This is a genomic window from Burkholderia sp. E168m23 (assembly GCF_016586125.1).
Taxonomy (GTDB): Bacteria; Pseudomonadota; Gammaproteobacteria; order Burkholderiales; family Burkholderiaceae; genus Burkholderia; species Burkholderia orbicola.
This window is the reverse complement of sequence record NZ_BCPP01000001.1, coordinates 16,210-39,994: the sequence shown is the minus strand read 5'-3', so window position 1 is coordinate 39,994 and position 23,785 is coordinate 16,210. Positions and strand designations below refer to the sequence as shown.

Genomic DNA, 23,785 nt, shown 5'->3' with positions numbered 1-23,785 from the left:
CCCGTCGCTGGTGATCCCGTTCGACCTGCTCGACGAAGGCGTGAAGCGCTTCGAGAAAGCGGTCGAACAAGTGCTCGCGGCCCAGGAAGCCACCGCGCGCTGATCGGCGCGCCCATCGCAGACAGGAACGACGATGCTATTTGTTCGCCCCGGCAAACTCACGGATCTCGATGCGCTCGCGCACATGGCGCGCACCGCGCAGCCGGTCCTGCACTCGCTGCCGCACGACCGCGCGGCGCTCGAAGCGCGTGTGGCGCTCTCCGAGGATTCGTTTCGCGCGGACGTCGACTTCGCCGGCGAGGAGTTTTACCTCTTCGTGCTCGAGGATTCGTCGACCGGCAAGCTGCTCGGCACGGCGAGCATCGTGGCCGCGGCCGGCTACTCGGAGCCGTTCTACGCGTTCCGCAACGACGCGCTGATCCACGCGTCGCGCGAGCTGCACGTGAACCGCAAGATCCACGCGCTCACGATGTCGCACGAGCTGACCGGCAAGAGCCGGCTCGCGGGCTTCTACGTCGATCCGTCGCTGCGCGGCGACGCGGCCGCGCACCTGATCTCGCGCGCCCGGATGATGTACATCGCCGCGAACCGCCGCCGCTTCACGCCGGAAGTGTTCACGCTGCTGCTCGGCGTGAGCGACGGCAACGGCGCATCGCCGTTCTGGGAAGCGGTGGGCCGCAAGTTCTTCGGCCGTGACTTCACCGACGTCGACATCGCGTCGGGCGGCCGCAGCCGCACGTTCATCGCGGAAGTGATGCCGGCCTATCCGCTCTACGTGCCGCTGTTGCCCGAAGCCGCGCAGCGCGTGCTCGGCGAGCCGAACGAAACGGCGTTGCTCGCGTACGACATCCATCTCGAGGAAGGCTTCGAGCCCGACCGCTTCGTCGACATCTTCGACGCGGGCCCGGTGCTGACCGCGCAGGTCGACCGTACCGCGTGCGTGAAGCAGGCGTCGGAGCGCGTCGTGCGCGAGGCCGCGCACCAGCAGGGCGACGTCGCGTACATGGTGTCGACCGGCAGCGGCGAATCGTTCCGCTGCGTGCTGGCCGACCTGCCGGGCGACACGGCCGATGCGGGCGGCGCCGAGGCGCCGCTGGCCGGCGACGTGCGCGCGGCGCTCGACGTGAAGGACGGCGATGTCGTGCGCTGCGTGCCGCTGCACCGCCGCGACGAGGAAGATTTGAAGGGAGACGCAGCATGATCGTCGTTCGGGTCGTACAAACGGGCGACGTCGACGCGCTCGTGTCGCTCGCGCAGGAAACCGGGCCGGGCCTGACCACGTTCAAGCCCGACCGCGACGCGCTCGCCGCGCGCATCGAACGCTCGCGCCGCACGCTCGAAGGCCGGGCCGCGCCAGGCGAAGCCGGCTACTTCTTCGTGATGGAAGAATCGAAGACGGGCGACATCGCGGGCGTGTGCGGAATCGAAACGCAGGTCGGCCTCGAGCAGCCGTTCTACAACTACCGCGTGAGCACGGTCGTGCATGCGAGCCAGGAGCTCGGCGTGTGGACGCGGATGTCCGCGCTGAACATCTCGCACGACCTGACGGGCTACGCGGAAGTGTGCTCGCTGTTCCTGAGCCCGCGCTATCGCACGGGCGGCGTCGGCGGCCTGCTGTCGCGCTCGCGCTTCATGTTCATCGCGCAGTTCCGCGACCGCTTTCCGGAACGCATCTGCGCGGAACTGCGCGGCCACTTCGACGAGGACGGCACGTCGCCGTTCTGGCGCGCGGTCGGTTCGCACTTCTACCAGATCGACTTCAACGCGGCCGATTACCTCAGCTCGCACGGCCGCAAGTCGTTCCTCGCGGAACTGATGCCGCGCTATCCGGTGTACGTCGACCTGCTGCCGCAGGACGCGCAGGACGCGGTGGGCCTCACGCACCGCGACACGCTGCCGGCCCGCAAGATGCTCGAAGCGGAAGGGCTGCGCTACCAGAACCACGTCGACATCTTCGACGCGGGCCCGGTGCTCGAATGCCACGTCAACGACCTGCGCACGGTGCGCGAGAGCGTCGTCGTACCGGTCGCGATCGGCGTGCCCGACGCGCGGGACGACGCCCCCCGGTCGCTCGTGTCGAACACGTCGCTGGGCGATTTCCGCGTCGGCGTCGCGCCGGGCGTGGTCGCGAACGGCGCGTTCGTGCTGTCGGCCGACGATGCCGTCGCGCTCGACGTGAAGGCCGGCGATCCGGTCCGCGTACTGCCGCTCAAAGTCAAACAGGGATAAACGAATCATGACGGAACTCTTCATCGACGGCGCCTGGGTCGCAGGCTCGGGCCCCGTCTTCGCTTCGCGCAACCCCGGCACCGACGCCGTCGCCTGGCAGGGCGAGAGCGCGTCGGCGGCCGACGTCGACCGTGCGGTCGCGAGCGCACGTCGCGCGTTCGCCGGCTGGTCGGCGCTCGACTTCGAAGCGCGCTGCGAAATCGTCAAGCGCTTCGCCGCGTTGCTCACCGAGCGCAAGGAAGCGATCGCGACCGCGATCGGCCGCGAGACGGGCAAACCGCTGTGGGAAGCGCGCACCGAAGTCGCATCGATGGCCGCGAAGGTCGGCATCTCGATCCAGGCGTATCAGGAACGCACCGGCGAGAAGCGTCAGGACATGGCCGACGGCGTCGCGGTGCTGCGTCACCGCCCGCACGGCGTCGTCGCGGTGTTCGGCCCGTACAACTTCCCCGGCCACTTGCCGAACGGTCATATCGTGCCGGCGCTGATCGCCGGCAACACGGTCGTGTTCAAGCCGTCGGAGCTTGCGCCGGGCGTCGCGCGCGCGACGGTCGAGGTGTGGCAGGAAGCCGGGTTGCCGGCCGGCGTGCTGAACCTCGTGCAGGGCGAGAAGGACACCGGCATCGCGCTCGCGAACCATCGGCAGATCGACGGGCTGTTCTTCACCGGCAGTTCCGATACGGGCACGCTGCTGCACAAGCAGTTCGGCGGCCGTCCGGAGATCGTGCTCGCGCTCGAGATGGGCGGCAACAACCCGCTCGTGATCGGCGAAGTCGAGGACATCGACGCGGCCGTGCATCACACGATCCAGTCGGCGTTCCTGTCGGCCGGCCAGCGCTGCACGTGCGCGCGCCGCATCTTCGTGCCGCAGGGCGCGTTCGGCGACCGCTTCCTCGCGCGCTTCGCAGACGTCACGTCGAAGATCACCGCCGACGTGTTCGACGCCGATCCGCAGCCGTTCATGGGCGCGGTGATCTCGGCACGCGCGGCCGCGAAGCTGGTCGATGCGCAGGCGCGCCTGGTCGAGCAGGGCGCGAAGCCGATCGTCGCGATGGCGCAGCGCGATCCGCGCCTCGGCTTCGTGAATGCGGCGATCGTCGACGTGACGGGCGTCGCGAACCTGCCCGACGAAGAGCATTTCGGCCCGCTCGCGCAGGTCGTCCGCTACGCGACGTTCGATGAGGCGATCGAGCGCGCGAACGACACGGCGTTCGGCCTGTCCGCCGGCCTCTTGGCCGACGACGCGAAGGTGTGGGAGCACTTCCGCCGCACGATCCGCGCCGGGATCGTCAACTGGAACCGGCCGACCAATGGCGCATCGTCCGCCGCGCCGTTCGGCGGCACGGGCCGCTCGGGCAACCATCGCCCGAGCGCGTACTACGCGGCCGACTATTGCGCGTACCCGATGGCGTCGGTGGAAAGCACGCAACTGACTTTGCCCGCGAGCCTGTCGCCGGGCCTGCATTTCTGATCGAGGGAACGACGATGAACGCACAAGAAGCCAATTTCGACGGGCTCGTCGGCCCGACCCACAACTACGCCGGGCTGTCGTTCGGCAACGTGGCGTCGCTCAACAACGAGAAGTCGGCCGCGAACCCGAAGGCCGCCGCGAAGCAGGGGCTGCGCAAGATGAAGCAGCTCGCGGATCTCGGTTTCGCGCAAGGCGTGCTGCCGCCGCAGGAGCGGCCGTCGCTGCGCCTGTTGCGCGAGCTCGGCTTCTCCGGCAAGGACGCGGACGTGATCGCGAAGGCCGCGAAGCAGGCGCCCGAATTGCTCGCCGCGGCGAGCTCGGCGTCGGCGATGTGGACCGCGAACGCGGCCACCGTCAGCCCGTCGGCGGATACCAGCGACGGCCGCGTGCACTTCACGCCGGCGAACCTGTGCAGCAAGCTGCATCGCGCGATCGAGCACGAAGCGACGCGCCGCACGCTGTCGACGCTGTTCGCGGACCCCACGCACTTCGCGGTGCACGAAGCGCTGACCGGCACGCCGGCGCTCGGCGACGAAGGCGCGGCGAACCATACGCGCTTCTGCGCGGAATACGGCAAGCCGGGCATCGAATTCTTCGTGTACGGCCGCGCCGAATACCGTCGCGGCCCCGAGCCGAAGCGCTTCCCGGCACGTCAGACCTTCGAGGCGAGCCGCGCGGTCGCGCATCGCCACGGGCTCGCAGAGGAAGCGACGGTGTACGCGCAGCAGGACCCGGACGTGATCGACGCGGGCGTGTTCCACAACGACGTGATCTCGGTCGGCAACCGCGACACGCTGTTCACGCACGAACGCGCGTTCGTCAACAAGCAGGCGATCTACGACACGCTGACCGCCGCGCTCGACGCGCGCGGTGCGCGCCTGAACGTGATCGAGGTGCCCGACGCGGCGGTGAGCGTGAACGACGCGGTGACGTCCTACCTGTTCAACAGCCAGCTGTTGTCGCGCGCGGATGGTTCGCAGGTGCTCGTCGTGCCGCAGGAATGCCGCGAGAACGCGCGGGTCGCCGCCTATCTCGACCAGCTGGCGGCCGGCAACGGCCCGATTCACGACGTGCTCGTGTTCGACCTGCGCGAAAGCATGAAGAATGGCGGCGGCCCGGCGTGCCTGCGCCTGCGCGTCGTGCTGAACGACGCCGAGCGCGCGGCCGTCACGTCGAACGTGTGGATCAACGACACGCTGTTCGCGTCGCTCGACGCGTGGATCGACAAGCACTATCGTGACCGCCTCGCACCGGAAGACCTCGCCGATCCGGCGCTGCTCGACGAGTCGCGTACGGCGCTCGACGAGCTTACGCAGATCCTGCGCGTCGGTTCGCTGTATGACTTCCAGCGCTGAGGCACGGATGCCGGCCGCCGCGTTGCTCGACGATTTTCTGGCGTTCACGCTCGCTGGTGACGCGCCGGCCGAACGGGACGGCGCCTGCGCGGGCGGCGCGGTGCGCTGGCAATGGCTCGGCGACGGGCTGCTCGCGTTCGAACCGGCGGCGACCGACGCCGCGGCGCGCGCGAGCGTGCTCGTGTCGGCCGGCGTGCATGGCGACGAGACCGCGCCGATCGAGCTGCTGTCGATGCTCGCGCGCGACCTCGTGGCGGGTGCGCTGCCGCTCGCGTGCCGGCTGCTCGTCGTGCTCGGCAACGTGCCGGCGATGCGCGCGGGCGAACGCTATCTCGACGATGACCTGAACCGCCTGTTCAGCGGCCGTCACGCGCAGGTGCCCGCGAGTCGCGAAGCGCCGCGCGCCGCGCAGCTCGAAGCGGCGGCATCCGCGTTCTTCGGGGCGGCGCCGGCGGGCAGCGCACGCTGGCATATCGACATGCACACGGCGATTCGCGCATCGGTGTTCGAACAGTTCGCGCTGCTGCCGCACACGGGCACGCCGCCCACGCGCGCGATGGTCGAATGGCTCGGCGATGCACGCATCGCGGCCGTGCTGCTGCATACGGCGAAGGGCAACACGTATTCGCATTTCACGGCCGAGCATTGCGGCGCGCTCGCGTGCACGCTGGAGCTCGGCAAGGTGCGTCCGTTCGGCCAGAACGACCTGACGCGCTTCGCGCCGGCCGACCGCGCGGTGCGCAAGCTCGTGTCGGGTGGGCGGGCGGAAGGCGGCGCCACGTTGCCGCGCGTGTTCACCGTCATCGACCAGATCACGAAGCAGAGCGACGCGCTCGAGCTGTTCGTCGCGGCCGACGTCGCGAACTTCACCGCGTTCACGCGCGGCACCGTGCTCGCGCAGGACGGCGACTACCGCTACACGGTGAAGCACGACGAGGAACGCATCGTGTTTCCGAACCCGACCGTGAAGCCCGGCCTGCGCGCGGGCCTGCTCGTCGTCGATACGACGCGCGACACGCTGGCCGCACTCGTCTGATCAGGGTGCGATCGTGCGGGCTGCGGCGACTCGCAGTCCGCGCATCGTCTCGCGGTCTATTCATTTTTTGCGATAACACCCGCCCGCCGCACGGCCGGCGCACGCGCCACGCTTGCGTATTTGCGACACCGTCTTGCGAGTTCGACGGGGCGCGTGGCGGCTCCCGGACGCGCAGCGCAGCATTGCATATCGGTGGCCGCTTTGCCATATCGGGTCGCGCGGATTGGTACAATCGCGGCCTTGCGGCTGTTGCGCCGCATCACGGCGCGGCATCGGCATTGTCGGTGTCATCCGACCCTGCAATGATGCATGCGCCCGTAGTTCCGGAACATTCGAGTATCGAGGAGAACACCTGATGAAGTTGGATTGGCGTAAAGTGGCCGCGCATGCGGTGGTGGCGGCATCGGCGATGGCGGCAGGCAGCGCGTTTGCCGCGGATCTGAAGGAGATCCGGTTCGGCGTCGAGGCCTCGTACGCACCGTTCGAATACAAGACGCCCGACGGCAAGCTGACCGGCTTCGACATCGACATCGGCAACGCGGTGTGCGCGAAGCTGAAGACCAAGTGCGTGTGGGTCGAGAACGACTTCGACGGCCTGATCCCGGCGCTGCAGGCGCGCAAGTTCGACGCGATCAACTCGGACATGACGATCACCGAGCAGCGCAAGCACGCGATCGCATTCACCGATCCGATCTACACGATTCCGAACCAGCTGATCGCGAAGCAGGGCAGCGGCCTGCTGCCGACCCCGCAATCGCTGAAGGGCAAGCGCGTCGGCGTGCTGCAGGGCACGATCCAGGAAGCGTATGCAAAGAAGAAGTGGGCGCCGGCCGGTGTTGAAGTCGTGCCGTACCAGACGCAGGATCTGGCGTACGCCGACCTGAAGTCGGGCCGTCTCGACGCGACCTTCCAGGATTCGGAAGCCGGCTCGAAGGGCTTCCTGACGAAGCCACAAGGCCAGGGCTTCGCGTTCGCGGGCGGCACGGTCAGCGACACCGAGATCCTCGGCTCGGGCGTCGGCTTCGGCCTGCGCAAGAACGACGCGGCACTGAAGACCGCGCTCGATCAGGCGCTGAAGGAACTGAAGGCCGACGGCACGATCGACAACCTCGCGAAGAAGTACTTCAGCGTGCCCGTCACGCTCAAGTAAGCGCATCGCTCGAGCGCACGCTGTTGTAAAGAAAACCCGGCCGCTGATGCGGCCGGGTTTTTCTTTTGGGGAGCGAAAACGCCGGACGCGCGCCGGCCGTCAGCCTGGCTGCGCGGGAAAGAACCGCCCCAGCTCGCGCGCGAGTTCGTTGAGCACGGCCATCTCCTGCTGCGAGATCTTGCGTGCGGGTTGCGCGCCGGCCCAGTCGCCGTACAGCAGCGCGACGCTCGTCGTGCCGACGCGCACGGGCAGCAGCACGAATGCGCGCGTGTCGTCGAACGCATCGAGATACCACGCGGGCAGGCGCTTCATCATCTTCGGCTCCTGCGCCTGCTCGATGAAGATGCCGACCGAGTTCGAGATCGCGAGATGAAACACGTCCGGCTCGAAGCGTTCGTCGAAGCGCAGCCGGTCGAGCGCCGTGTCGACGCCGGGGCCGAAGCCCAGGCGCGCGGCGAACGTACCGTCGTCGTGACGCACGAACATCACGGTGCGCGTGAACGCGAGGCCGGCCAGCAGGCTTTCCGACGCGAGCGCGAGCACCGGCGTCAGCACGTGCTCGGACGGCAGCGCGCGCAGGTCGGCCAGACCGGCTTCGAGGCAGGCCTCGGGCGCGGCCTGCGCGCGTGCGATCGCATCGGCGTTCGCGCGCAGCTCGACGATCTCGCGCATCACGGTGTCGCTCGCTTCCTCGCGCGCGAGCCGTTCGGCGATCTCGACGAGCGCGTCGGATTCCATGTCGAGCTCCGCGCCGTAGTGCTGCGCGAGCGCCGCGATGCGCGCGTCGCGCTGCGGGCTCGCGGGCATGACGAGCGCGCCGGCGACGTCGGTCGAGCAGCGGCTCACCGCGCGCAGCCAGCGGATGCGGTCGGCCGGGCCGCGATCGGCCGGGCCGTCGTCTGCCGCCGGGCCCGCGTGGCGGGCGTCGCCGTCGTCGTCGAACGCGTCGGCGTGCGCCGCGTGATCTCCGTTGGCCATCCCCGCGCGGATCACGTCGGGCAGCCGCCAGCGCGCGGCGGCTTCGAGACCGATCTCGTCGAAGCCGACGCCGAGCACGTCGACGCAGGCGGCCGATTCGTCGCCGTTCAACTCGGCCGCGCGGCGGCGGATGTGATCCCATTCGTTGTCGAGATAGCAGACCACCAGCAGCTTGCCGACCTGGCGCATCAGCGTGCAGACGACGGCTTCCTCGCCCGAGCGCAGTTCGGCGCGCTCGGTGAGCTTGCGCGCGACGCAGCCGGACAGCAGCGCGCGGTTCAGCGCCAGCTTCGCGTCGATGCGCCGCGGCGTGCTCTGATGGAAATGGTCGACGAGCTTCAACCCGACGACGAGATGGCCGACGGCGTCCATGCCGAGCACCATCAGTGCGCGGGTCACGGTGGTGATGTTGCCGCCGAACGCCATGTACATCGCGGAGTTCGCGAGCCGCAGCACTTTCTGCGTGAGCGCGAAGTCCGACAGCACGACGCGCACGAGCGCGGTGAAGTCGAGGTCGTCGTTCTTCATCGCGGCCATCGTCGCGCGCAGCGATTCCGACAGCAGCGGGAAATCGCCCCGTTCGTTCATCCGGGCCCACAGCTTGTCGAGCAGCGCGGTGCGGGGCAGGTATTCGGTGGTTGACATACGGATCTGTTCGGTTCGCCGCGCGCGTCAGGCGGCGGCGTGCAGGTGCAGCTGCTGCGCCTCGAAGCGCCGCGCGAGCTCCTCGGACGGCAGCGCCTGGCAGACGAGCCAGCCCTGGATGTGATTGCAGCCCATCTCCGACAGCAGCGCGCGCTGCGCCTCGGTCTCGACGCCTTCGGCAACGAGCTCGAGATCCAGTGTCTGCGCGAGGCCGACCACCGCGGACACGATCGCGCGGTCGTTGCGCGACGTCAGCAGGTTCTCGACGAAACTGCGGTCGATCTTCAGCTTCGCGAGCGGGAAACGCTGCAGATAGGCGAGGCTCGAATAGCCGGTGCCGAAATCGTCGATCGCGAAGCGGATGCCGAGACCGGTCAGTTCCTCGAGCAGGATTTTCGCGTGCGCGGGATCGTGCATCAGCAGGCTTTCGGTGATTTCGAGCACGATGCGGCGCGGGTCGATGCCGGTCAGCGCGATCGCCTCGCGCACGCTCTGCGTGAAGCGCGGGTCGCGGAACTGCTGCGGCGACACGTTGACCGCCACGTATTGCAGCGCGAGCCCCTGGCCGTCCCACGCGACGAGCTGCATGCACGCGGCCTTGAGCACCCAGTTGCCGAGGTAGTTGATCAGGCCGATCGATTCGGCGAGCGGGATGAAGGTGGCCGGCGGCACGAGGCCGTGCACCGGATGGCGCCAGCGGATCAGTGCCTCGACGCCGACCACCGCGCCCGACTGGCTGCGCGTGATCGGCTGGAAATGGAGCGAAAACTCGCCGTTGCGCACGCCGTCGTACAGATCCGCCTCGAGCTTGAGCCGTTCGGCGTCGGCCGGATCGTCGACGGGCGCATGGAACGCGAGCGCGTTGCCGCCCGATGCCTTCGCCTGCGCGAGCGCGTGGTCGGCGCGGCGCAGCAGCGGGCTGTGATGCTGCGCCCGGTGCGGTGCGGCACGTTCGTCGGGATAGAGCGCGATGCCGATGCTCGCGGACAGGTGCACGGTCTGCCCCTGGAATACATAGGGCTCGCGCACCGCGGCCTGCAGCCGGCGCGCGAGCGCATCGGCGGCATGGCTCGCCTGCGCGCGGTCCGCTGCGCCCAGCACGACCGCGAACTTGTCGCTCGCGACGCGCGCGAGCCGCTCGTTCGGCGTGACGAGCGCCTTCAGCCGCTGTGCGGTCTCGCGCAGCAGCATGTCACCGGCGTCGTAGCCGAGCGCGCGGTTGATCCGCTGGTAGTCGTCGAGGTCGAGCAGCAGCAGCGCCGCGCAGGTGCCGCTCTCGTCGGCCGTCTGCTGCGCGGCCATCAGCGCCGGCACGAGCGCGGACAGGTTGTCGAGCCCCGTCATCGGGTCGTGGTGCATTTCGTACGTCAGGCGAGCCTCGAGCGCGCGCCACGACGACACGTCGAACGCCGCGATCGCGAAGCCGTCGACGCCGTGGTGGCGGCTCTTGAACGCGCGGATCTCGACGTCCAGCGGGTAGGTGAGCGACTTGACGATGCACATCGTCGCCTTCTCGACCTGGCCGGAACGGGCGGCGCGTGCAAGCAGGCCTTCGAGCGCCGGGGTATCCTGTTCGGCGATCAGGTCGCGCAGCGTCAGCGTATGCAGATAGTCGCGGTGGTAGCCGATGAAGCGCAGGCTGGCGTCGGACACGTACAGAAAGCGCAGCTCGCGGTCGACGTGGGCGAGGAAATCCACCGTGCCGACCGTCTGTTCCAGCCAGTTGCGCACGGAGTCGTCGCGGCGCGGCGCGACGGCGCGCGCGGGCATCAGCGCGCCGCCCGACCGAGCGAAGCGTCGCAGCGTATGCAAGGCGCTGCGCCAGGAGCCCTTGCGTGACGTCTGTTTCCTGTTGGCTTCCATGTTTCTCGCTGACGTGAAGGGCTGGAACCGGTTGTCCGGAAGGAATAACGGCAGACTGTCAGAAATCTTTAACGGGCCGGCCGCAGGCGGCGCTGCCGCGGTCCGGATCAACGAGGCAGGCGTTCGACAGGCGAACACCTGAATGGCCTGCATCGAGGCCGACTTTATAAGAAATGAGGACGCAGATGAAGCGAAAACTGTTGCTGGGCGCCATGGCGGCGCTGGTGGCCGGCCATGCGCTGCTGGCGCAGGCGGAACTGAGGCCGGGCGCCGCGGCGCCCGATTTCACGACGCAGGCGTCGCTGGGCGGCAAGACTTACACGTACTCGCTCGCGGACGCACTGAAGCAGGGGCCGGTCGTGCTGTATTTCTATCCGGCGGCGTTCACGAAGGGCTGCACGATCGAGGCGCATGCGTTCGCGGACGCGGTCGACCGTTACAAGGCTTACGGCGCGACGGTGATCGGCGTGTCGGCCGACAACATCGACACGCTGACGAAGTTCTCGGTGAGCGAGTGCCGCAGCAAGTTCCCGGTGGCGGCCGACCCGGACGCGAAGATCATCCGCGAATACGACGCGAAGCTGCCGGCGCTCGACCGGGCCAACCGCGTGTCCTATGTGATTTCGCCGGAAGGGAAGGTTCTCTACGAATACACGAGCCTGTCGCCCGACAAGCACGTCGAGAACACGCTCGCCGCCGTGAAGGCGTGGGCCGACGCGCATCCGAAGCAGTAAGCGGCTGCCCCGCACGTGAAAACGGCCCGTCGTGCGGGCCGCGGGCACGGGCATGCGCCGCCCTTCCGGGAGGCGCGCGACGGGCCGTTACGCGCGCAATGCCTGTTCGATCGGCACGCTGCCGCCGACGAAGCCGACGATCTTGCGCGAGATGCCGAGCTTGATCGCCTCGATCGCGGCCCATGCAACATCCTGGCGCGAGACGGGCGGCGCGGGCTCGAGCCACCGGTCGGTCAGCGCGATCTTGCCGACGCCCGGATCGTCCGTGAGCGGGCCCGGGCGCAGGATCACATAGTCGACGCCCGACGCGATCACGCGCTCGTCGCCTTCGCGCTTCATCTGCGAATAGTGGTGCAGCGCGTCCGGGCCCTGCTCGGGCCGGTACGCGGACAGCGAGCTGACCACCACGAGCTTCTGCGTGTTGTAGGCCAGCGCGTAGTCGGCCGCGCGGGCGACCGCGTCGCGGTCGACCTGCTCCTCTTCGGTCGCACCGTCCGATTCCGCCGAGCCTGCCGTGTAGATCACGTGCGTGATGCCCTGGAACGCGTGCGAGAAATCGTTCGTCAGATCGGCCTCGACGACCCGTGCGCCCGCCAGCGCATAGCCGTGCCGGCGCACGAGCGCCGTGACCTCGAACTCCGGCTGCTTCAGCAGCAGATCCGCGCAGGCCTGGCCCGTCCGGCCGGTCGCGCCAATCAGCAGTACCTTCGTCGTCATGAAACCGCTCCTTGCTCGATGCGTCATCCATCCAGATAGGGACGGACGACCGATAACTCAAGTGTAATGTCGAATCGACCCGGCGGCGGGGGTGTAATAAGGGGCGTACCGGCATCGGGCGTACCGGCGTTCATTCATCAGTTGCTCCGAGAAACCCCGTCCTTCAGGACGGGGAGGAAAGGAGCGCCGCTGTTTGACAGCGGCATTCCACCGTTAAAATGGCCGGCATGATCCTTGTCTATCGCTACCGGGTGAAATCGCTCAACGGACTGCTCAACAAGCAGAGCCGTGCGGTGAACTACGTCTGGAACTTCTGCAACGACACGCAGAAGCACGCGCTCAAGTGGGGCAAGAAGTGGCCGACGGGATTCGACCTGAACGTGCTGACGACTGGCAGCAGCAAGGAACTCGGTATTCACTCCGGCACGGTCAACGCGACGTGCGAGCAATACGCGAAGTCGCGCAGCCAGCACCGTCGGCCCTACCTGCGCTATCGCGGCAGGAAATCGCTGGGCTGGTTGCCGCTGAAGGGGCGTGACCTGAAGCGCGAAGGCGACGCGTTCCGTTTCGCGGGCAACACCTTTCGCGTGTTCAACAGCCGACCGCTTCCCGAAGGCAAGATCAAGGACGGGACCAACTTCGCGCAGGATGCACGCGGCAACTGGTTTCTCAACATCGTGATCGAGATGCCCGATGTGCAGGCCCGCCCGATCCGTTCCGGCGTCGGCATCGATCTCGGCCTGAAAGACTTCACCACACTTTCGACCGGCGAGAAGCTGCCCAATGACCAGTTTGGCCGGCGCGCGGCTGAAAGGTTGGCGAAGGCGCAGCGTGCGCACAAGCACAAGCGGCATATCGCGAAGCTGCACGCCAAGGTCGCGAATGCGCGTGCCGATTTCCAACACAAGCTCGCGCTCGATCTGGTGCGGCGCTTCGATTACATCGCGGTTGGCAACGTATCTGCCGTCAAACTTGCCAGAACCAGGATGGCAAAGAGCGTCTACGACGCATCCTGGTCGTCCTTCCGAAACAAGCTCCGCTACAAGGCGATCGCGCACGGGGCCACGTTCGAGGAAGTCGACGAAAGCGGTTCGACCCAGTCCTGTTCGGCGTGCGGATCGAAAGACAGCACGACGCGGCCGAAAGGTATCGCGGGACTGAGAATAAGAGAGTGGGTCTGCAGTGACTGTGGTGTCTTGCATGATCGAGATACCAACGCTGCGCTGAACATTCTCCGATGCGGACGTGCATCGCCAGGTGTGGGAACCCTCTCCCTTTAGGGAGAGGAGGACGTCAATCACACGGATGCGGGAATGACGCGCCGACCGGCTATCATGTGCGCGATGCATTTTTCGCCGCTACGTGTGAATAACGCGGCGGCCCACCGGTTGGAGTACACATGGCATTACCCCTGGACAACGTCAGCATGGCCGTGTTCTGCGACTTCGAGAACGTCGCGCTCGGCGTGCGCGATGCGAAGTACGAGAAATTCGACATCAAGCCCGTGCTGGAGCGCCTGCTGCTGAAAGGCAGCATCGTCGTGAAGAAGGCCTATTGCGACTGGGATCGCTACAAGGGCTTCAAGGCGTCGATGCACGAGGCGAGCTTCGAGCTGATCGAGATCCCGCACGTGCGCCAGTCGGGCAAGAATTCGGCCGACATCCGGCTCGTCGTCGACGCGCTCGACCTCTGCTACACGAAGTCGCACGTCGATACGTTCGTGATCATCAGCGGCGATTCGGATTTCTCGCCGCTCGTGTCGAAGCTGCGCGAGAACGCGAAGAAGGTGATCGGCGTCGGCGTGAAGAAATCGACGTCGGATCTGCTGGTCGCGAACTGCGACGAATTCATCTTCTACGACGACCTGGTGCGCGAGCAGCAGCGTGCGCTCGCGAAGCGCGAACAGCAGCAGCGCGCGGGCAACGGCGGCGCGAAGCGGCCGGACGAGCCGTCGCGCAAGCACGACATGGAAGCGCGCAAGGCCGAGGCGATCGCGCTGGCGGTCGAGACGTTCGACGCGCTCGCGTCGGAGCGCGACGACGTCGGCAAGATCTGGGCGTCGGTGCTCAAGAGCGCGATCAAGCGCCGCAAGCCGGATTTCAACGAGTCGTACTACGGGTTCCGCGCGTTCGGCAACCTGCTCGACGAGGCGCAGGCGCGCGGGCTGCTCGAAGTGGGGCGCGACGACAAGTCGGGCGCGTTCGTGTCGCGGGCTCGCCAGTCGGCCGCAGCCGAGCACGTTGCCGCAGGGGGTGAAGGCGGCGCGGCGCACCACGGCGGCCACCACGGTACGCGCGCGGCGGAGGCGGTGCCGGCCGGCCGCGAGGCGCGCCGTCGCGGGCAGCGCGCGCAAGCCGTCGTCCACGAAAGTGTGCAGGTCGAGGCGGATGACGCGGAAGACGCGGAGTTTGCCGAGCTCGCCGATGCGACGCCGGCCGAAACACCCGACGCACCCGACACGCCCGACGTGGCCGAAGCGCATGGCGACGCGAAGGATGGCCGCAAGCGTGCGCGCAAGAGCGCGGCGAAGAAGACCGGCGCGAAGAAAGGCGCCGCCGCGAAGGGCGCCGATCGCTCCGCCGGCGGCAAGCCGGACGCCGCTGCGCAGGGCGATGCGGCGCACGGTGGCGATGCGCACGCGCCCGGCCAGCGTGGGGACGAGTCGCATCGCGACGCAGCGCATGACGAGCGGCACGCGGTGGCGCCAGCCGAACCGGCGCCTCGCGCTTCCGGCGCTCGGGACGAGGCAGTGCAATCGTCGCACGACGTGGCGCCGCTCGACGCGACGCCCGAAGGCGCTGCCGAAGCGCCGGCCGCCGCCAAGCCGAAGAAACCGGCCCGCAAGGCGGCACCGCGTGCGCGCCGTCCGCGCAAGACGACGGCTGCCGCCGAGTAACCGGGTAACGGTAGCTGGCAGTTGGCGACAGTCTGACGATCGGCCGGGTCTCGTCCGCAACCGGGCGACACCCGCGCCATCCGGGCCGGCGCAATGCCGGCCTGCCGCGCTACCCGTTCAGCCCATACGGCTGAGTCATCACTTCGAGGAAGTGACCGTCCGGATCGTCGAAGTACACGCCGCGTCCGTCGTTGTGGCGGTAGATGTCGCCGGGTTGCCGCTTCGCCGGATCGGCCCAGTGCGGCAGCCCGCGTTCGCGAATGCGCGCGAGCACGCGATCGAAGCCGGCTTCGTCGATCAGGAACGCGTAATGCTGCGACCGGATCTCGCCCGCCTGTTCGTAAAAATCGAGCGACACACCATTGTCGAGCGCGACGACCAGCATCGCGCCGAACGGCGTCGGCGGCGGCAATTCCAGCAGTTCGGTGAGAAAGCGGCTCGACGCATGCTTGTCGCGGCACCAGACGATCGTGTGGTTGAGCTGGACGTTCATGGCGGGTTCCCGTGCGGCGGGGCGGCGGTGGGCATGGACACACGATAGCCGATTGCGGCTGGCAATCAAGCCCGGCAATCAAGCGCAAAAGAAAGCGCAAAAGACGGCCGCCGAAAGAAACACTAACGCTCGGCGCTGTCCAGGAAATCCGGGCGGTTCATTCACGCCCCCCAAGGGTCGGGATAATGTCCAACTCTTGGGGGGGGGCAACTCGGAAGGGCAGCCGCGTTCGTCACTCGCCCGCGACCGCCGGCCCGCCGGTATTGCCGCGGCGGTTGCGGCGCTTCTCGGCCCACACGCGGAACCGGTCCATGTACAGGTAGACGACTGGCGTCGTATAGAGCGTCAGCACCTGCGACATGACGAGGCCGCCGGCGATCGCGATCCCGAGCGGCGCGCGCAATTCGGCGCCGTCGCCGTTGCCGAACGCGAGCGGCAGCGCGCCGAGCAGCGCCGCCATCGTCGTCATCATGATCGGGCGGAAGCGCAGCAGGCACGCCTCGTGGATCGCGTCGAACGACGACTTCCCGTGATTGCGCGTCTGGTCGATCGCGAAGTCGACCATCATGATCGCGTTCTTCTTCACGATGCCGATCAGCAGGATCACGCCGATCAGCGCGATGATGCTGAACTCCGTCTTGAACAGCAGCAGCGCGAGCAGCGCGCCGACGCCGGCCGACGGCAGCGTCGACAGGATCGTGATCGGGTGGATGTAGCTCTCGTACAGGATGCCGAGCACGATGTAGACGGCCAGCAGCGCGGCGAGGATCAGGATCGGCTGATCGTTCATCGACTGCTGGAACGCCTGCGCGGTGCCCTGGAAGCTGCCGACGATCGTCGGCGGGACGCCGATCTGCGCCATCGTCTGATAGATGATCTGTGTCGCCTGCGACAGCGACACGCCCGGCGGCAAGTTGAACGAGATCGTGGTCGCGACGAACAGCCCCTGGTGGTTGACCGACAGCGGCGTCGTGCTCGGCCCGAACGTCGCGATCGCCGACAGCGGGATCATCGTCGACTTCGAGGTCGACACCGACGCGCCCGACGACGCGCTCGACTTGCCGCTCGCCGCGATCGAATTGAGCGCCTGGTTGCGCGCGGAATCGGACGCGATCGCCGCGGCGCTCTGCGCGGCCGTGCCGGCGCTCGACGTGCCGGCCGAGGTCGCGACGAAGGTGCCGGCGGCTGCGTTGGTGGTCTGCGAGCCGTTCGCGCTGCCCCCCGACGTGCTGATCCACACCTGGTTCAGCATCTCCGGGCTCTGCCAGTACTTCGGCGCGACTTCCATCACGACGTGGTACTGGTTCAGCGGGTTGTAGATCGTCGAGACCTGGCGCTGGCCGAACGCGTCGTACAGCGTGTTGTCGATCTGCGCGGGCTTGATGCCGAACCGCGCGGCGGTGGCGCGGTCGATCGTCACCATCGCCTCGAGACCGCCTTGCTGCTGGTCGGAGTTCACGTCGGTCAGTTCGGGGCGCTTCTGCAGCGCCTCGGTCAGGATCGGCCCCCACTTGTACAGGCCGGCGCTCGAATCGCCGAGCAGCGTGAACTGGTACTGCGCGTTGCTCTGCCGGCCGCCGACGCGGATGTCCTGCGCCGCCTGCAGGAACGTGCGCGCGCCCGCCACGTCCGCCAGCCGCGGGCGCAACTGCTGGATCACCTGATCGGCCGACAGCTTGCGCTCGGTGCGGTCCTTCAGCGTGACGAACATGAAGCCCGAGTTGGTCTGCGTGCCGCCGGTGAAGCCCGCGACGCTCTTCACGTTCGGGTTGCCCTGCACGATGCGCATCATCTCGGAGAATTTCAGCTTCATCGCCTGGAACGACGTCGACTGGTCGGCCTGGATGCCGCCGATCATCAGCCCGGTGTCCTGCTGCGGAAAGAAGCCCTTCGGCACGACGATATACAGGTAGACGTTCAGCCCGATCGTCGCGAACAGCGTCAGCAGGATCAGGAGCGGCCGGCGCAGCGCCCACGACAGCGAGCGCTCGTAGCCGCGCTGCATGCGCGCGAAACCGCGTTCGAGGAAGCGCCCGAAGCGGCCCTCGCTTTGCGGGTCGTGCTGTTCGGGCAACAGGCGCGCGCACATCATCGGCGTGACCGTGAGCGACACCGCGAGCGACACGGCGATCGCGAGCGATAGCGTCAGCGCGAACTCGCGGAACAGGCGCCCGACGATTCCGCCCATCAGCAGGATCGGCAGGAACACCGCGACGAGCGAGATGCTCATCGACAGCACCGTGAAGCCGACTTCGCGCGCGCCGTCGAACGCGGCCTGCATCCGCGGCTTGCCGTTCTCGATGTGCCGCGAGATGTTCTCGAGCACGACGATCGCATCGTCGACGACGAAGCCGGTCGCGACGATCAGCGCCATCAGCGACAGGTTGTCGATCGAGAAGCCGAGCAGATACATCGCGCCGAACGTGCCGACGATCGAGATCGGCACCGCGACGCTCGGGATCAGCGTCGCGCGCCAGTTGCGCAGGAACAGGAACACGACCATCACGACGAGGCTGACCGCGATCAGCAGCGTGTGTTCGGTATCCCTCAGCGATGCGCGGATGGTAGTCGAGCGGTCGAGCACCGGCGTGACCGTGATGTCGGCGGGCAGCGACGCGGTGAGCTGCGGCAGCGCCGCGCGCACTCGGTCGATCGTCTCGATGATGTTCGCGCCGGGCGAGCGGTAGAGGATCACGAGCACCGCGCGCTTGCCGTTCGACAGGCCGAGGTTGCGCAGATCCTCGACCGAATCGACGACGTCCGACAGATCGGACAGCCGCACGGCCGAGCCGTTGCGGTAGGCGACGACGAGGTCGCGGTATTGCGACGCCTGGGACGCCTGGTCGTTCGTATAGAGCTGGAAACGCTGCGGGCCGAACTCGATCGCGCCCTTCGGCGCATTGGCGTTCGCGGAAGCCAGCGCCGCGCGCACGTCCTCGAGGCCGATCCCGTAGTGGAACAGCGACTGCGGCTCGAGCTCGACGCGCACGGCCGGGTTCGCGGAGCCGCTCACGGTGACCTGGCCGATTCCGTCGATCTGCGACAGCGACTGCTGCAGCACCGTCGACGCGGCGTCGTACACCTTCGCGGGCGACGCCGTCTCCGAGGTCAGCGACACGACCATGATCGGCGAATCGGCCGGGTTGACCTTGCGGTAGGTCGGATTGCTCTTCAGCGCGGCGGGCAGGTCGGCGCGCGCCGCGTTGATCGCGGCCTGCACGTCGCGCGCGGCGCCGTCGATGTCGCGGTTCAGGCCGAACTGCAGGATGATCCGCGCATTGCCGACGGTGCTCGTCGACGTCATTTCGGAGACGTCCGCGATCGAGCCGAGGTGCCGCTCCAGCGGGCTCGTCACGCTGGTCGCGACCGTTTCCGGGCTCGCGCCCGGCAGCGACGCCTGCACCGAGATCGTCGGAAAGTCGACCTGCGGCAGCGGCGACACCGGCAGCTTGATGAACGCGAACAGGCCCGCGAGCGCGACGCCGAGCGCGAGCAGCGTCGTCGCGACGGGGCGGGTGATGAAGGGGCGCGACAGGTTCATCGGTTATGCACCCGTGTGCTTGCCTGCATCGGCGCCCGGCCCGTGCCGCTCGAACCAGCCGCGTACGCGGCGCGCGAGCGAATCGAAGCCGAGGTAGATCACGGGTGTCGTGAACAGCGTCAGCACCTGCGACACGATCAGGCCGCCGGCGATCGCGATCCCGAGCGGCTGGCGCAGCTCGGAGCCCGCGCCGGAGCCGACGATCAGCGGCACCGCGCCGAGCAGTGCGGCGAGCGTCGTCATCAGGATCGGCCGGAAGCGCAGCAGGCAGGCCTGATAGATCGCCTCGCGCGGCGGCTTGCCTTCGACGCGTTCGGCCTCGAGCGCGAAGTCGATCATCATGATCGCGTTCTTCTTCACGATGCCGATCAGCAGCACGATGCCGATGATCCCGATGATGTCGAGGTCGTGCCCGGTGATCATCAGCGCGAGCAGCGCGCCGACGCCGGCCGACGGCAGCGTCGACAGGATCGTGATCGGGTGGATGTAGCTCTCGTACAGCACGCCGAGCACGATGTACATCGTGACGATCGCCGCGAGGATCAGGAACAGCTGGTTCGACAGCGACGCCTGGAACGCGAGCGCCGCGCCCTGGAAGCGCGTCTGGAACGAGCCGGGCAGCCCGATGTCCTTCTCGGCGGCCTCGATCGCCTTGACGGCCTCGCCGAGCGATGCGCCCGGTGCGAGGTTGAACGAGATCGTCGTCGACGGGAACTGCGACAGGTGCGCGACCAGCAGCGGCGACGGCCGCTCGTGGAACGACGCGATCGACGTCAGCGGCACCTGGCCGCCGCCGGCCGACGGCAGGTAGATGTCGTTCAGCGATTGCGCGTAGTGCTGCTCCTTCGGCTCCGATTCGAGAATCACGCGGTACTGGTTCGACTGCGTGAAGATGGTCGACACGATGCGCTGGCCGAACGCGTCGTACAGCGCGTTGTCGACGGTCGCCGGCGTGATGCCGAAACGCGCGGCGCTCGCGCGGTCGATCTCGATGTACACCGACTGGCCGTTGCTCTGCAGGTCGGTCGCGACGTCGGCGAGCGACGGCTCCTGCTGCAGCCGCGCGACGAGTTTCGGCACCCAGGTCGCGAACTCTTCCGAGTTCGGGCTCGTCAGCATGAACTGGTACTGCGTCGGGCTGACCGTCGAGTCGATCGTCAGATCCTGCACCGGCTGCATGAACAGCGAAATGCCGGTGATGTTCGACACGCGCTGCTGCAGGTCGCGGATGATCTGCGCGGCGGTTTCGGTGCGTTCGTCGCGCGCCTTCAGGTTGATCAGCATCCGGCCGCTGTTCAGCGTGATGTTGCTGCCGTCGACGCCGATGAACGACGTGAGGCTGTCGACGTTCGGGTCCTTCAGGATCGCGGCCGCGAGCGTCTGCTGGCGTTCGGCCATCGCGCCGTACGAGATCGACTGCGGCGCCTGCGTGATCGCCTGGATCACGCCGGTGTCCTGCGCGGGGAAGAAGCCCTTCGGCACGTAGACATAGAGCAGGGCGGTCAGCCCGAGCGTCAGCAGCGCGACGACGAGCGTCGAGCGCTGGCGGTTCAGCACCCATTCGAGCGCGACCGCGTAGCGCGCGATCACCCAGTCGATCGCGCGGTGCACGCGCGCCTCGAAGCGGTGGCTCTCGGGCGGCGGCGAGTGGCGCAGCAGCTTCGCGCACAGCATCGGCACGAGCGTGAGCGATACGATCGCCGAGATCACGATCGTCACCGCGAGCGTGATCGCGAATTCATGGAAGAGGCGCCCGACCACGTCGCCCATGAACAGCAGCGGGATCAGCACCGCGATCAGCGACACCGTCAGCGAGATGATCGTGAAGCCGATCTGCCGCGAGCCCTTCAGCGCGGCCTCGAGCCCCGATTCGCCTTCCTCGACGTAGCGCGCGATGTTCTCGATCATCACGATCGCGTCGTCGACGACGAAACCGGTCGCGATGGTGAGCGCCATCAGCGACAGGTTGTTCAGCGAGAAGCCGGCCATGTACATCACCGCGAGCGTGCCGATCAGCGACAGCGGCACCGACAGGCTCGGGATGATCGTCGCGTAGACGTTCGCGAGGAACAGGTACATCACCAGCACGACGAGCGCGACCGCGAGCAGCAGCTCGAACTGCACGTCGCGCACGGCCGCGCGGATCATCGTCGTGCGGTCGGTGACGATCTCGACGTCGAGCGCGGCCGGCAGCGTTTCCTGCAGCTTCGGCAACTGCGCCTTGATCGCGTCGACGGTCGCGATCACGTTCGCGCCCGGCTGACGCTGCACGTTCAGGATGATCGCCGGGTCCGAATTCACCCACGCGCCGAGCTTGGTGTTCTCCGAGCCGGCGACGACCGTCGCGACGTCGGTCAGCATCACCGGGCGGCCGTTCTTGTACGCGACGACCGCGCTGTTGTACTGGTCGGCGCTCGTCAGCTGGTCGTTCGCGTTGATCGTGTACGCACGCGTCGGACCGTCGAAGTTGCCCTTCGGCGTGTTGACGTTCAGGTTCGAGATCGTCGTGCGCAGGTCATCGAGGTTCATCCCGTACTTCGCGAGCGCGGTGGGGTTCGCCTGGATTCGCACCGCCGGGCGGTTGCCGCCCGACAGGCTGACGAGGCCGACACCCGCGATCTGCGAGATCTTCATCGCGAGGCGCGTGTCGGCGAGATCCTGCACCTGCGTGAGCGGCAGCGTCTTCGACTTGACGGCGAGCGTCAGCACCGGCGCATCGGCCGGGTTCACCTTCGCGTAGATCGGCGGAGCGGGCAGGTCGGACGGCAGCAGGTTGCCGGCCGCGTTGATCGCGGCCTGCACCTCCTGTTCGGCGATGTCGAGCGGCAGGTCGAGCGAGAACTGCAGCGTGATCACCGACGCGCCGGCCGAGCTTTGCGACGACATCTGGTTCAGCGACGGCATCTGCCCGAACTGGCGTTCGAGCGGCGCGGTGACCGACGACGTCATCACTTCCGGGCTCGCGCCCGGGTAGAAGGTCTGGACCTGGATCGTCGGGTAGTCGACCTCGGGCAGCGCGGCGAGCGGCAGGAAGCGCAGCGCGACGAGGCCGGCCAGCATGATCGCCGCCATCAGGAGAGCGGTACCGACCGGCCGGAGAATGAAGAGGCGGGATGGATTCATCGAGCGGCCCGCGCGTTACTGGGCCGCGGGGGCCGCGGCTTGCGACGCGCCGTGCCGGTGTCCGCCGCGATGGCCGCCGGCACCGGACGCAGCCGATGCACCCGATGCGGCCCCTGCGCCGCGCGCGCCCGATGCGCCCTTCGGCTTGTCGGCCGGAATCGAGATCTTCGAGCCTTCGCGCAGACGGTCCGAGCCGTCGGTCACCACGCGCTCGCCGAGCGTCACGCCGCTGACGATGCTCGTGCGTTCGCCGTCGACCGGGCCGACCGTGACCTTGCGCACCGTCACCGTGTTGTCGGGTTTCACGACATAGACGAACTGGCCGATCGACCCCGTCAGCACGGCGGAGGTCGGCACGATCGTCGCGTTGCGCATCACGTCGACGAGCAGCCGCGTGTTCACGAACTGATTCGGGAACAGCATGCCTTCCTTGTTATCGAAGTTCGCGCGCAGCTTGACCGTGCCGGTGCTCGTGTCGATCTGGTTGTCGAGCGTCGCGAGCGAGCCCGTTTCGAGCGGCACGGTGTTGTTGCGGTTGTAGGCGGTGACCGACAGCTTCTGGCCGGCGTTCACCTGCTTGAGGATCTGCGGCAGGTTGTCTTCCGACGTCGTGAAGATCACGCTCATCGGCTGCAACTGCGTGATCACGACGATGCCGTTGGTGTCGCCCGGCGTCACGTAGTTGCCGGGGTCGACCTGGCGCAGGCCGACGCGGCCGGAGACCGGCGCCGTGATGCGCGCATAGGTGAGATTGAGTTTCGCGGAATCGATCGCGGCCTGGTCGGTCTTCACCGCGCCTTCGTATTGCTTGACGAGCGATGCCTGCGTATCGACGGTTTGCGACGCGATCGAGTCCTGCGACAGCAGCGTCTGGTAGCGCTTCAGGTCGAGGCGGGCCGTCGCGAGCAGCGCCGCGTCGCGCGCATGCGTGCCTTCGGCGTTCTCGAGCGCGACCTGGTACGGGCGCGGGTCGATCTGCGCGAGCACGTCGCCTTTCTTGACGATCTGGCCTTCCTGGAACGACACCGACTGCAGGTAGCCCGACAACTGCGTCTTGACCGTCACGTTCGCGAGCGGCGTGACGGTGCCGAGCGCGGACAGCACGATCGGCATCTCGCCCTGCGTCACGGGGGCGACCTGCACCGGCTGCGGAACGTTCGCCATTGCAGCGGGGCCGCCGCGGCCGCGATGGCTGCCTGCGGCCGCGCTGGCGCCCGCGCCTTGCGCCGAACTGCCTGTCGCGGGCGTGCGGTTCCACGGATGCCACCACAGCAGGCCGCCGATGACGACGACCGCGACGGTGCCGATCAGCAGCGTGCGGCGCGGGCGCCGTGCAGCGGCGGGCGCGGAGTCTTTCGAAGGGGGCGTGGGCTTTTGTTCGTTATCCATCGTGTTCTGTCAGGAAGACGGCGCGGCGGGCCGGAAAATCGGACTGCTGGGCTGCGCGTGGGCGTGCGGGTGACGGGACGGGGCGGCCCGGCTCGGTCCGGGGCCCCGCCGATCCGCGGGAAAAGAGCGGTGCGCACCGCGAATGCGGCGCGACGATGGGCATGA

Annotated in this window: 16 protein-coding genes; 9 read left to right on the top strand and 7 right to left on the bottom strand. The window is 67.9% G+C overall.

Annotation, left to right across the window (positions count from 1 at the left end; genetic code table 11):
* Nucleotides 1-133 precede the first annotated feature (133 nt).
* The 6 genes from aruF (at nt 134) to JMF90_RS00125 (ending at nt 7,241) form a co-directional block, all read left to right on the top strand.
* The gene (gene aruF / locus JMF90_RS00150; protein WP_011544986.1) at nt 134-1,201 is read left to right on the top strand and encodes an arginine/ornithine succinyltransferase subunit alpha; all 1,068 of its coding nucleotides are present in this window, start codon (nt 134-136) and stop codon (nt 1,199-1,201) included.
* Entirely contained in the window at nt 1,198-2,229 is a 1,032-nt protein-coding gene (gene astA / locus JMF90_RS00145; protein WP_011544987.1) for an arginine N-succinyltransferase, read from the top strand. Before aruF ends, astA begins: the two co-directional genes overlap by 4 nt.
* Nucleotides 2,230-2,236: 7 nt before the next feature.
* Nucleotides 2,237-3,700 carry a succinylglutamate-semialdehyde dehydrogenase gene (gene astD, locus JMF90_RS00140; protein ID WP_011544988.1) on the top strand — a complete coding sequence of 488 codons (1,464 nt, stop codon included), beginning with the start codon at nt 2,237-2,239 and terminating at the stop codon, nt 3,698-3,700.
* A 14-nt stretch (nt 3,701-3,714) separates the two neighbouring features.
* A complete protein-coding gene (gene astB, locus JMF90_RS00135; protein ID WP_011544989.1) occupies nt 3,715-5,055 on the top strand; it encodes an N-succinylarginine dihydrolase in 1,341 nt (446 codons plus the stop codon).
* Nucleotides 5,056-5,062: 7 nt separating this feature from the next.
* Nucleotides 5,063-6,091: a succinylglutamate desuccinylase gene (gene astE / locus JMF90_RS00130; protein WP_011544990.1), complete on the top strand. Its 1,029-nt coding sequence runs from the start codon at nt 5,063-5,065 to the stop codon at nt 6,089-6,091.
* Nucleotides 6,092-6,446: 355 nt separating this feature from the next.
* Nucleotides 6,447-7,241: an ABC transporter substrate-binding protein gene (locus JMF90_RS00125; protein ID WP_011544992.1), complete on the top strand. Its 795-nt coding sequence runs from the start codon at nt 6,447-6,449 to the stop codon at nt 7,239-7,241.
* Nucleotides 7,242-7,340: 99 nt separating this feature from the next.
* Here the strand turns inward: JMF90_RS00125 and JMF90_RS00120 are convergent, their stop codons facing one another.
* Both JMF90_RS00120 and cdpA read right to left on the bottom strand, forming a co-directional pair.
* A complete protein-coding gene (locus JMF90_RS00120; protein WP_011544993.1) occupies nt 7,341-8,864 on the bottom strand; it encodes an HDOD domain-containing protein in 1,524 nt (507 codons plus the stop codon).
* Between the two features lie 27 nt (nt 8,865-8,891).
* On the bottom strand, nt 8,892-10,634 hold the full coding sequence (gene cdpA, locus JMF90_RS00115) for a cyclic di-GMP phosphodiesterase CdpA (RefSeq protein ID WP_193759616.1): 1,743 nt from the start codon (nt 10,632-10,634) through the stop codon (nt 8,892-8,894).
* A gap of 278 nt (nt 10,635-10,912) precedes the next feature.
* Between cdpA and JMF90_RS00110 the strand changes: the two genes are divergently transcribed.
* A complete protein-coding gene (locus tag JMF90_RS00110) occupies nt 10,913-11,461 on the top strand; it encodes a peroxiredoxin (protein WP_011544995.1) in 549 nt (182 codons plus the stop codon).
* Nucleotides 11,462-11,548: 87 nt separating this feature from the next.
* Here the strand turns inward: JMF90_RS00110 and JMF90_RS00105 are convergent, their stop codons facing one another.
* Nucleotides 11,549-12,178, bottom strand: a complete 630-nt coding sequence (locus JMF90_RS00105; protein ID WP_006476432.1) for an SDR family oxidoreductase — start codon at nt 12,176-12,178, stop codon at nt 11,549-11,551.
* Between the two features lie 227 nt (nt 12,179-12,405).
* On the opposite strand from JMF90_RS00105, the gene JMF90_RS00100 reads away from it, so the two are divergent.
* Together JMF90_RS00100 and JMF90_RS00095 are read left to right on the top strand one after the other, a co-directional pair.
* A complete protein-coding gene (locus JMF90_RS00100) occupies nt 12,406-13,458 on the top strand; it encodes an RNA-guided endonuclease TnpB family protein (protein WP_041489291.1) in 1,053 nt (350 codons plus the stop codon).
* Nucleotides 13,459-13,577: 119 nt separating this feature from the next.
* Nucleotides 13,578-15,074, top strand: a complete 1,497-nt coding sequence (locus tag JMF90_RS00095) for an NYN domain-containing protein (protein ID WP_011544997.1) — start codon at nt 13,578-13,580, stop codon at nt 15,072-15,074.
* 109 nt (nt 15,075-15,183) lie between these two features.
* Here JMF90_RS00095 and JMF90_RS00090 read toward each other — a convergent pair whose 3' ends face one another.
* The 4 genes from JMF90_RS00090 to JMF90_RS00075 all read right to left on the bottom strand — a co-directional run bounded on the left by JMF90_RS00090 (nt 15,184) and on the right by JMF90_RS00075 (nt 23,620).
* Nucleotides 15,184-15,567 carry a VOC family protein gene (locus JMF90_RS00090; RefSeq protein ID WP_011544998.1) on the bottom strand — a complete coding sequence of 128 codons (384 nt, stop codon included), beginning with the start codon at nt 15,565-15,567 and terminating at the stop codon, nt 15,184-15,186.
* Nucleotides 15,568-15,799: 232 nt separating this feature from the next.
* On the bottom strand, nt 15,800-19,108 hold the full coding sequence (locus JMF90_RS00085) for an efflux RND transporter permease subunit (RefSeq protein ID WP_011694234.1): 3,309 nt from the start codon (nt 19,106-19,108) through the stop codon (nt 15,800-15,802).
* Nucleotides 19,109-19,111: 3 nt separating this feature from the next.
* On the bottom strand, nt 19,112-22,231 hold the full coding sequence (locus JMF90_RS00080; protein ID WP_011545001.1) for an MdtB/MuxB family multidrug efflux RND transporter permease subunit: 3,120 nt from the start codon (nt 22,229-22,231) through the stop codon (nt 19,112-19,114).
* Nucleotides 22,232-22,246: 15 nt separating this feature from the next.
* A complete protein-coding gene (locus JMF90_RS00075; RefSeq protein ID WP_011694235.1) occupies nt 22,247-23,620 on the bottom strand; it encodes an MdtA/MuxA family multidrug efflux RND transporter periplasmic adaptor subunit in 1,374 nt (457 codons plus the stop codon).
* Nucleotides 23,621-23,785: the final 165 nt, after the last annotated feature.

Coding starts and splice junctions, on each gene's coding strand:
- aruF (WP_011544986.1), top strand. CDS start 134: ATGCTATTTGTTCGCCCCGGCAAACTCACGGATCTCGATGCGCTCGCG.
- astA (WP_011544987.1), top strand. CDS start 1,198: ATGATCGTCGTTCGGGTCGTACAAACGGGCGACGTCGACGCGCTCGTG.
- astD (WP_011544988.1), top strand. CDS start 2,237: ATGACGGAACTCTTCATCGACGGCGCCTGGGTCGCAGGCTCGGGCCCC.
- astB (WP_011544989.1), top strand. CDS start 3,715: ATGAACGCACAAGAAGCCAATTTCGACGGGCTCGTCGGCCCGACCCAC.
- astE (WP_011544990.1), top strand. CDS start 5,063: ATGCCGGCCGCCGCGTTGCTCGACGATTTTCTGGCGTTCACGCTCGCT.
- JMF90_RS00125 (WP_011544992.1), top strand. CDS start 6,447: ATGAAGTTGGATTGGCGTAAAGTGGCCGCGCATGCGGTGGTGGCGGCA.
- JMF90_RS00120 (WP_011544993.1), bottom strand. CDS start 8,864: ATGTCAACCACCGAATACCTGCCCCGCACCGCGCTGCTCGACAAGCTG.
- cdpA (WP_193759616.1), bottom strand. CDS start 10,634: ATGCCCGCGCGCGCCGTCGCGCCGCGCCGCGACGACTCCGTGCGCAAC.
- JMF90_RS00110 (WP_011544995.1), top strand. CDS start 10,913: ATGAAGCGAAAACTGTTGCTGGGCGCCATGGCGGCGCTGGTGGCCGGC.
- JMF90_RS00105 (WP_006476432.1), bottom strand. CDS start 12,178: ATGACGACGAAGGTACTGCTGATTGGCGCGACCGGCCGGACGGGCCAG.
- JMF90_RS00100 (WP_041489291.1), top strand. CDS start 12,406: ATGATCCTTGTCTATCGCTACCGGGTGAAATCGCTCAACGGACTGCTC.
- JMF90_RS00095 (WP_011544997.1), top strand. CDS start 13,578: ATGGCATTACCCCTGGACAACGTCAGCATGGCCGTGTTCTGCGACTTC.
- JMF90_RS00090 (WP_011544998.1), bottom strand. CDS start 15,567: ATGAACGTCCAGCTCAACCACACGATCGTCTGGTGCCGCGACAAGCAT.
- JMF90_RS00085 (WP_011694234.1), bottom strand. CDS start 19,108: ATGAACCTGTCGCGCCCCTTCATCACCCGCCCCGTCGCGACGACGCTG.
- JMF90_RS00080 (WP_011545001.1), bottom strand. CDS start 22,231: ATGAATCCATCCCGCCTCTTCATTCTCCGGCCGGTCGGTACCGCTCTC.
- JMF90_RS00075 (WP_011694235.1), bottom strand. CDS start 23,620: ATGGATAACGAACAAAAGCCCACGCCCCCTTCGAAAGACTCCGCGCCC.